This is a genomic window from Gammaproteobacteria bacterium, from assembly GCA_016199745.1.
Lineage (GTDB): Bacteria > Pseudomonadota > Gammaproteobacteria > Acidiferrobacterales > Sulfurifustaceae > JACQFZ01.
Window position 1 is genome coordinate 23,157 of record JACQFZ010000061.1, and the last position, 6,971, is coordinate 30,127.

The 6,971-nt window shown below is 52.9% G+C and carries 7 protein-coding genes; 5 read left to right on the top strand and 2 right to left on the bottom strand.

The window, feature by feature from the left end:
• Positions 1-754: 754 nt before the first annotated feature.
• Positions 755-1,894: an acyltransferase gene (locus HY308_16650; GenBank protein MBI3899906.1), complete on the bottom strand. Its 1,140-nt coding sequence runs from the start codon at positions 1,892-1,894 to the stop codon at positions 755-757.
• Between the two features lie 302 nt (positions 1,895-2,196).
• On the opposite strand from HY308_16650, the gene HY308_16655 reads away from it, so the two are divergent.
• Positions 2,197-2,754 carry a TetR/AcrR family transcriptional regulator gene (locus HY308_16655; protein ID MBI3899907.1) on the top strand — a complete coding sequence of 186 codons (558 nt, stop codon included), beginning with the start codon at positions 2,197-2,199 and terminating at the stop codon, positions 2,752-2,754.
• Between the two features lie 65 nt (positions 2,755-2,819).
• Positions 2,820-4,010 carry an MFS transporter gene (locus tag HY308_16660; protein ID MBI3899908.1) on the top strand — a complete coding sequence of 397 codons (1,191 nt, stop codon included), beginning with the start codon at positions 2,820-2,822 and terminating at the stop codon, positions 4,008-4,010.
• Here HY308_16660 and HY308_16665 read toward each other — a convergent pair.
• On the bottom strand, positions 3,983-4,588 hold the full coding sequence (locus HY308_16665; GenBank protein MBI3899909.1) for a right-handed parallel beta-helix repeat-containing protein: 606 nt from the start codon (positions 4,586-4,588) through the stop codon (positions 3,983-3,985). The genes HY308_16660 and HY308_16665 overlap by 28 nt on opposite strands.
• 188 nt (positions 4,589-4,776) lie before the next feature.
• Here HY308_16665 and HY308_16670 point away from each other — a divergent pair, with 188 nt between their 5' ends.
• The 3 genes from HY308_16670 to HY308_16680 all read left to right on the top strand — a co-directional run bounded on the left by HY308_16670 (position 4,777) and on the right by HY308_16680 (position 6,715).
• Positions 4,777-5,430 (top strand): beta-propeller fold lactonase family protein, encoded by a 654-nt coding sequence (locus tag HY308_16670; GenBank protein MBI3899910.1) that lies wholly within the window; start codon positions 4,777-4,779, stop codon positions 5,428-5,430.
• A gap of 207 nt (positions 5,431-5,637) precedes the next feature.
• Positions 5,638-6,213: a hypothetical protein gene (locus tag HY308_16675; protein ID MBI3899911.1), complete on the top strand. Its 576-nt coding sequence runs from the start codon at positions 5,638-5,640 to the stop codon at positions 6,211-6,213.
• Positions 6,203-6,715 (top strand): acyl carrier protein, encoded by a 513-nt coding sequence (locus tag HY308_16680; GenBank protein ID MBI3899912.1) that lies wholly within the window; start codon positions 6,203-6,205, stop codon positions 6,713-6,715. The genes HY308_16675 and HY308_16680 overlap by 11 nt, the downstream gene beginning before the upstream one ends.
• Positions 6,716-6,971 lie beyond the last annotated feature (256 nt).

Genomic DNA, 6,971 nt, shown 5'->3' on the forward strand with positions numbered 1-6,971 from the left:
TGTAGGCGCAACCAAAAAGTGTTTTTCCAACAACGTGCGGATATCAGACGTGTTACGTAGGTTTATTGCGCGAGTTGTATTTAGTTATCGGCGCCAAACCCTACACTAACTCATTTTGTAATCTGCAGGAGCTATCCATTGGTGCCGGGTACTCGACACAAGGCGCAACATGGTTTGCTCTTTAATTTTTTACAGAGACGCGACATTTATTTTTTTATCGCAACGATAAAGGATCGGGAGTCTTGTTGACCGTTCCTTCAAGTAAAAATAAGAAATGACGGACGCTATCCCAATGCTTTTTTTGAAGATGGCACATACTCACTCCCTGACTCGTTACTGTGCAGCAACGCAACAAAATGGCGCGCGCCGATGCGGTGCTGAAACTTATGACGGTATAAAGCTATTGGGGAGAAAAACGGGGCGGCATTGTTGTTGTTTTCATCGTGCTCTCCCTGTGCCCTTTCTAATTTTGAGAGAGGCTACGGGCGCTACAAGCATGCTGTCAAGAGGCATAAAGGACATAAACATTAATAACATAGGGGGCACAAAGATAGAGCAAAGATTAAAGCGTCAGGTCTTGAAATATAAGATCAAGCATCACCCCGACTCACGATTTTACTATCGTGGCGTCGTACAAATCCAACTGTTGGCCGATGTCAGTGCAGGACATCCGCGCGAGTCAACAATCCCGCGGCCGCCGGCGCGCTGACACCGGATAACGCCAGCAGCAACATCGTACAAGGCAAGAACTTATTCATTGCCTTCCTTTTTCGGGCGCTGGGTTATTACGTTTTCTAGGAAATAACACGACCGATTTTCTCAACAAGACGCTCTTCCATAGCAGACTCTTTCTTACCATAGCGCCAATCGACCCATCGAAAAATCCATACCAATAGTTCTTGAGCCGAGTTTCGATACCTGCGTTTACGATGCGGCTCACGGTAACGACGATTAACAGCAATAGCGCGTAAACAATCCACTTATTCGATTCGTTCCCGAATGTGGACATCACCATGTAACCGAAATGCGCGTGCAGCAGGTATATCGGATAAGCGAGCCCGCCAAGAAACAAGGAGAAAGGGAGTTTTAGCCGCGACAGCACCCGCAAGTTCAGCAAAAAAAATAGAAGATAGAAGCTGACGATTAGCAAACCAATCACCACTTCCGAATAGTCGGTTCCTTTCCGGGCTTCCATGCTTGAAACCTGAGATAACGTAAAGGACAAGCTGACGATGAATGCCGAGGCCAGCGCGGTGATATTGAGGAAGCTATAACCTTTAGCACGGATCGTAGCTAAAACAGCGCCGCCGACAAAAAAGGCGTAGTACGTACCCAAATAGGTAATCGACGATAGTTCCGGACGGATCAGCCAGACCGCGAACAGCAGGATTGCCCACCACGAAAAAATCACATCTAACTTATGCGAGAGGCCAATAAAGAGCAGAGCGAAAACGAGAAGATAGAACCTGATTTCGAATATCAACGTCCAATAAACGCCATCAACGAATGGTTGCTTAAACACCGGCGCCACCATCGTCAGACTGGCAAAGAATTGGGGAAGAGAGACGCTCATTTTTTCTCCGCCCCAGAAAATCGCGAAGAACGATGTAAAACAAACAGCAAACCAGAATGCCGGATACAGACGAACCAACCGGCCAACGGCAAACCGATCGGCGGTTTTTCCCGACGCCGAGGTATAGATGACGTAACCACTAATTAGAAAAAATAACTCAACACCGAGGTAACCGTACTTGGCAAATGCGACGGCGACGCTGTATTCATGCAGCGAGGAGATTTTCCCGTTGGTTATGCCATTAAAAAGATAATGAAAAGCGACGACGCTCAACGACGCTGCAAATCTGACGTAGTCCAACAATTGGATGCGTTGTTCCATAACTTGAATCCCTAACCAAGTGGCTCCCTTCCGTTCAAGAGGATATCGTAACAGCGGAGCGAGCGACCCTTGAACTCGGATCGATTTAATCCTCTCAACCAGTTTTTTCTCAAGAACCGCCTTGATAGAACGATTGACGAATACCCACGTTCCGAATGATAGGTCGCCGATAAGAACCCCATCCACCAGTCACAATAAATGCGGGATTTTAATTATGGAAATAATCATTCTATAATTAGGTCATGCGAACAGCGATCCCATCGGTACGCCCCCATGGCCCCGGCCGTCCCCGCGAGTTCGTCATGGACGAGGTAATGAACAAGGCCGTTCGCGTGTTCTGCGAGCGCGGTTTCCACGCCACCTCGATCACCGATCTTGCGCAGGCAACAGAGTTGACGGCCGGCAGTCTCTACAAGGCATTCAAGGACAAGCGTGCGATCTTTCTGGCGGCACTGGACCACGAGTCGACCCAGCGCCGCGCCGAGTTAATGGAAGCGATTGATGCCGTGCGCACGGGTCGAGAGAAGCTGCACCGCGCATTGATGTTCTACGCTGACATGTCCTGCGGCACGAACGGTCAGCGTGGGTGCCTCGTTGTTGGCACCGCCGTCGAACTCGCGACGTTCGATCCCGAAATCGCCGAGCGGGTCGTCGGCTTGATGAAGAGGCGAGAGAAGTTGCTGGTCGATCTAATCCAGCGGGGACAGGCCGATGGTTCGGTGTCCAAAGCAATCGACGTCAAAGCGACCGCGCGCTTTCTGCTGTGCTTGTTCCACGGCCTACGTGTGGTCGGCAAAACGTCACCGAAGCGGGCGGAAATGATCGCGGCGGTCGAAGTTGCAATGAAGGCGCTCGACTGATTTTTTTTTCACCAATTAGGAAATATTTATTCCCATTTAGGAACCTAGTGATGACAACAAAGACCATGGCGTCGCCCGCCCTACCGATCGCCAGTAACGGTATATCAGCTTGGATGGTCTTTCTGCTGGCCAGCGCCTGCGGACTAGTTGCCGCCAATCTGTATTACGCTCAACCATTAATCAGTTTGATCGCGCCCGCGATCGGGCTGCATCCATCGACCGCCAGTCTTATAGTGACGCTCACGCAGATGGGGTATTGCGCAGGGCTCGTATTGCTGGTCCCGTTGGGCGATCTGGTTGAGAACCGTCGTCTCATTCTCTGGACACTGAGTCTGGCGTTCTTCGCGTTGGTCGCGACGGCCGTCGCGCAATCGACACCTTGGTTGCTGGCGGCTTCGCTGTTCGTCGGCCTGGGTTCAGTGGTGGTGCAGATGCTGGTACCAATTGCTGCCCATCTCGCTCCCGAGGCGAGCCGAGGGCGAGTGGTCGGTAACGTCATGAGCGGTTTGCTGACCGGTGTCATGTTAGCCCGGCCCGTGTCGAGCCTCATCGCGAGCGCGTTCGGCTGGCGAGCGGTGTTTGGCGTATCGGCCGGACTCATGGCCATGCTCGGCTTGATCCTGCAGCGCTTGCTGCCGCAACGGTATCCGACTGCAGATCATGGTTATGTCCAGCTGATCGGTTCCTTGTGGATCCTGTTGCGGGACACGCCGCTGTTGCGGCGGCGCGCCGCCTACCAAGCGGCGCTGTTCGCCGCGTTCAGTCTCTTTTGGACCGCCGTTCCACTGGTGTTGTCGGGTCCGATCTTTGGTTTGACCCAGCGTGGCATAGCGCTGTTCGCGCTGGTGGGTGTCGCGGGCGCGCTGGCGGCGCCGATAGCAGGACATTTGGCCGACCGTGGCCAAACCCGCGTGGCGACCTGTCTCGCGATTGTCACGGTGGCGGTATCATTCCTGCTAGCGTGGATCGGCGGCACGGGATCGCTGGCGGCACTGCTGGCGGCCGCGGTGTTGTTGGACTTCGGTGTGCAAGCGAATGTCGTGTTGGGTCAGCGCGCGATCTATTCGCTCGGTGCGCACATCCGCAGCCGTCTGAATGGGTTATACATCACCATCTTCTTCGCCGGCGGCGCGCTCGGCTCGTCCATTGCGAGCTTCGCTTACACACGGAGCGGCTGGGAGCTGGTGAGCTGGATCGGATTCGCCTTCCCAATGACAGCGCTGCTGTTCTACGTTACCGAGTTCGCCAGGGAGTGACTCCCGCTCCGGTTGATCAAGGACGCAAACCTTTGCAAATAATATCGGCATGCCCAATCATTTGGATTGGGGAAAAGGTTGTGTACGGTATTGAACGCTACTTCGGTAGTGTTGGCGCCGTGAGTGTTGTGAATGCCATCGGCGAGGGTGTCGTTTACGGTGTTCCAGGTAATCGAGCCGGATGCGCCGCCGTAATTAAAAATTCCGACCGATGCCGTCTTATCCACGGTTACATGATCGACAACGAAATTTTTCGTATCGTCCACTACTACACCCGTGCTGTCCCGCGTAGATAATCTCTGCATCGCTTGCGACGACGTTATCCGGACGTGCCGGAGTTGGGGATTGTTGCCGGTTAAGTAGATCGCCGACGCGGCCACATTCGCGGCTTGCAGAATGCTGCCGATTCCATCTCCATACGCATCGATACCGTCGAACGTCAGCGTGTGGTTGTAGGCGAATGTCGTGCTGGTGAAATACAGACCGCAACCATGTTGCCGTGCCGTCGCGATTGCAGAACGGACGGCGGTTCCAACCAATGGCGTTTCTCCGTTGGCCATAGGCATTGCCACGAACACTACATTATTTCCACCGCCCTGCCGGAGCGATGGGGATAAGTGCCCGATACGTATAGGCGGGTAGTGTCGAACTATATTGTTCACTTACATTCATCACGCACCAAATATCACGAATGAGTAACAAAAATTTGTGACCCATCACTGACGTCGTTGCACGGAATGCGCAACATCATTCAAGGAGGAAGATCATGAAATCGAATCGCGCGCTAACAGTCATTATTTTCCTGCCCCTGCTGCTGTCATTGGCCACCTACAGCCAAGCCGCCGACATGCCCCGCTTCGCCTATGTTGCCAATCGTGACGATAACAGCGTCTCAGCATTCGCGGTCGAGGCCTCAACCGGGCGTTTGAAATTCACCGGCAAGGTCGCGAGCGGATCGCTCCCGTTCGCGGTCGCGCTCGATCCGTCGGGACGGTATGCCTATGTCGCGAATGCAGGCAGCAACAATGTCTCGCAATACCGTGTAGGTGCTGACGGAACGCTCACGCCGATGACACCGGCCACCGTCGCGATCCGATCCATGCCGCGGTCCATCGCTGTCGACCCTTCGGGGCGTTATGTTTACGTTGCGAACGTCAACAGCAGAAACATCACGCAGTACACGATCGGGACCGATGGAGCGCTCACATTGACATCGACCACCGCGGCACCCGTGGGGACGCAGCTCGCGTCGGTCGCCGTCGATTTCTCCGGTCGCTACGTCTATACCGCGAACGATTTCAGCAACAACGTGACGCAATACACGATCGGTGCAAACGGAATACTGACACGAATGATCCCCGGCCTGGTCAGCACGGGGTTGGCACCTGTATTTGTTACCACTATGGGTAGCTACCAATAGCAGCAGGGAGGAATACAAACAAAAGGAGCGCTACCCATTAAAGGCTTTAAAGGGTAGCGCCCCGAATGGCACTTAACTTAAGCCACGGCACGCTCTAGCTCCCTCCCCCCCAGTGGCGCACGCTACGCTCGCTGGTTTCAGGCATGGTGACACCCTGGGGACTGTGGTAGTAGGCTAATATTTCGAATAAACAACAGGGAGGAACTCATGCAAGAGTCGTCGTTATCACAAGCGATATTTCAAGGTGTATGGGAATTAAACAGCTTTCATGGTCTCGCCTTTAATCCGAACCTGCCAGCGCTCACGAACGACTTCATATTTTCTGATAGCTACAGTGGCGCAATTGCGTTTCCTTCAGTGGGAAATAAAACACGGCGCAGTAACGGTTATGACCTCGTTAAATTCTCGACCCCTAAGGCCGAGACGCCGAACACGGCGCTTGAAACATTGTGGCAGTGTACGAAGGAACATTACGGACTTACCGCTGCGACAGCGGTGACGGGCGCGGGCGGTATTCCGATTGAAAAAATCAAGCTCGGTCATAAGGCTGTTTTGGGATCAAGCGAATACACCAACCTGGTAAGTCATTACGGTCTTAAGTTCTTTCCACAGGCAAGGCTGCCGGTGGGATCGTCCGCCGCGCAATTGGCAAAAGCGACTTTTGGCACTATCCGTATATTCGGTATCGTAGGACGAGCCCTGCCATTTGTGGCAGTGGGTTTAGCCGTCTTCGATGCGGTCAGCATCGGTATGTGTGCTTATGAGGCACGGAATGGAAAATGAACTCACGAAAAATCAACTGATTGAAACAATCACCGACATTCTTGTCGACGTGGTTGGATGGATCAAGAAAGAGGCAATTTCACCAAACAAGGAGTTCGTGCGTGATCTTCGCATTGATTCGGATGACCTTACGGTCTTTATTGTGCTGGTGGAAAAGCGTTTCAAAGTAAACGCAACCTATGAGGAATGGCGTCAGGTTGGAACGATCGAGCAGACAGCGGGGTTGATACTCAAATACCTTTCAAAATCTGACGACTCCAGCAGCAAACCAAATCACTCGCTCCAAGAGGATTCGAATCTCGGGACTCAACCCTCTGTCTTTCCCGCGATCAAAGATTGGTTGAAGCGTTTGGGCGCTTGGTTTGTTTGCTGGGTGGTCGCCTTGGGTTCATTAGCCGCCCTCATCCAGTACTCGGAATGGCCTCCTGCGCTAGTAATTTCGCTAGCGACGATTTGGATTGCTGTTGCATCGTCGGCAGTTTTTTTCTACAAGAAAGAGTAGCGGGCCATATCACACCCGCCTTCGCGAAGACGTTCCTGTTTCTTGCGGCCGTCCTGTTGCTGTTCGCGGGTGTTGCGATCTATCTGAAATGGTCGGTACTGAAGAAGGGTATAAGAAGAAGGGTATAAGGGTCAGGTCTTGAAATATCAGATTAAGCGTCACCCTTACTCACAACTTTACTAATAGAGCCAGTGGTACTGCTTGATGACCTGGGCGAGAATCTTGAGGAAACAGTGACGGTCGGTATCGTCGTCGA

Coding starts and splice junctions, on each gene's coding strand:
- HY308_16650 (MBI3899906.1), bottom strand. CDS start 1,894: ATGGAACAACGCATCCAATTGTTGGACTACGTCAGATTTGCAGCGTCG.
- HY308_16655 (MBI3899907.1), top strand. CDS start 2,197: ATGGACGAGGTAATGAACAAGGCCGTTCGCGTGTTCTGCGAGCGCGGT.
- HY308_16660 (MBI3899908.1), top strand. CDS start 2,820: ATGGCGTCGCCCGCCCTACCGATCGCCAGTAACGGTATATCAGCTTGG.
- HY308_16670 (MBI3899910.1), top strand. CDS start 4,777: ATGAAATCGAATCGCGCGCTAACAGTCATTATTTTCCTGCCCCTGCTG.
- HY308_16675 (MBI3899911.1), top strand. CDS start 5,638: ATGCAAGAGTCGTCGTTATCACAAGCGATATTTCAAGGTGTATGGGAA.
- HY308_16680 (MBI3899912.1), top strand. CDS start 6,203: ATGGAAAATGAACTCACGAAAAATCAACTGATTGAAACAATCACCGAC.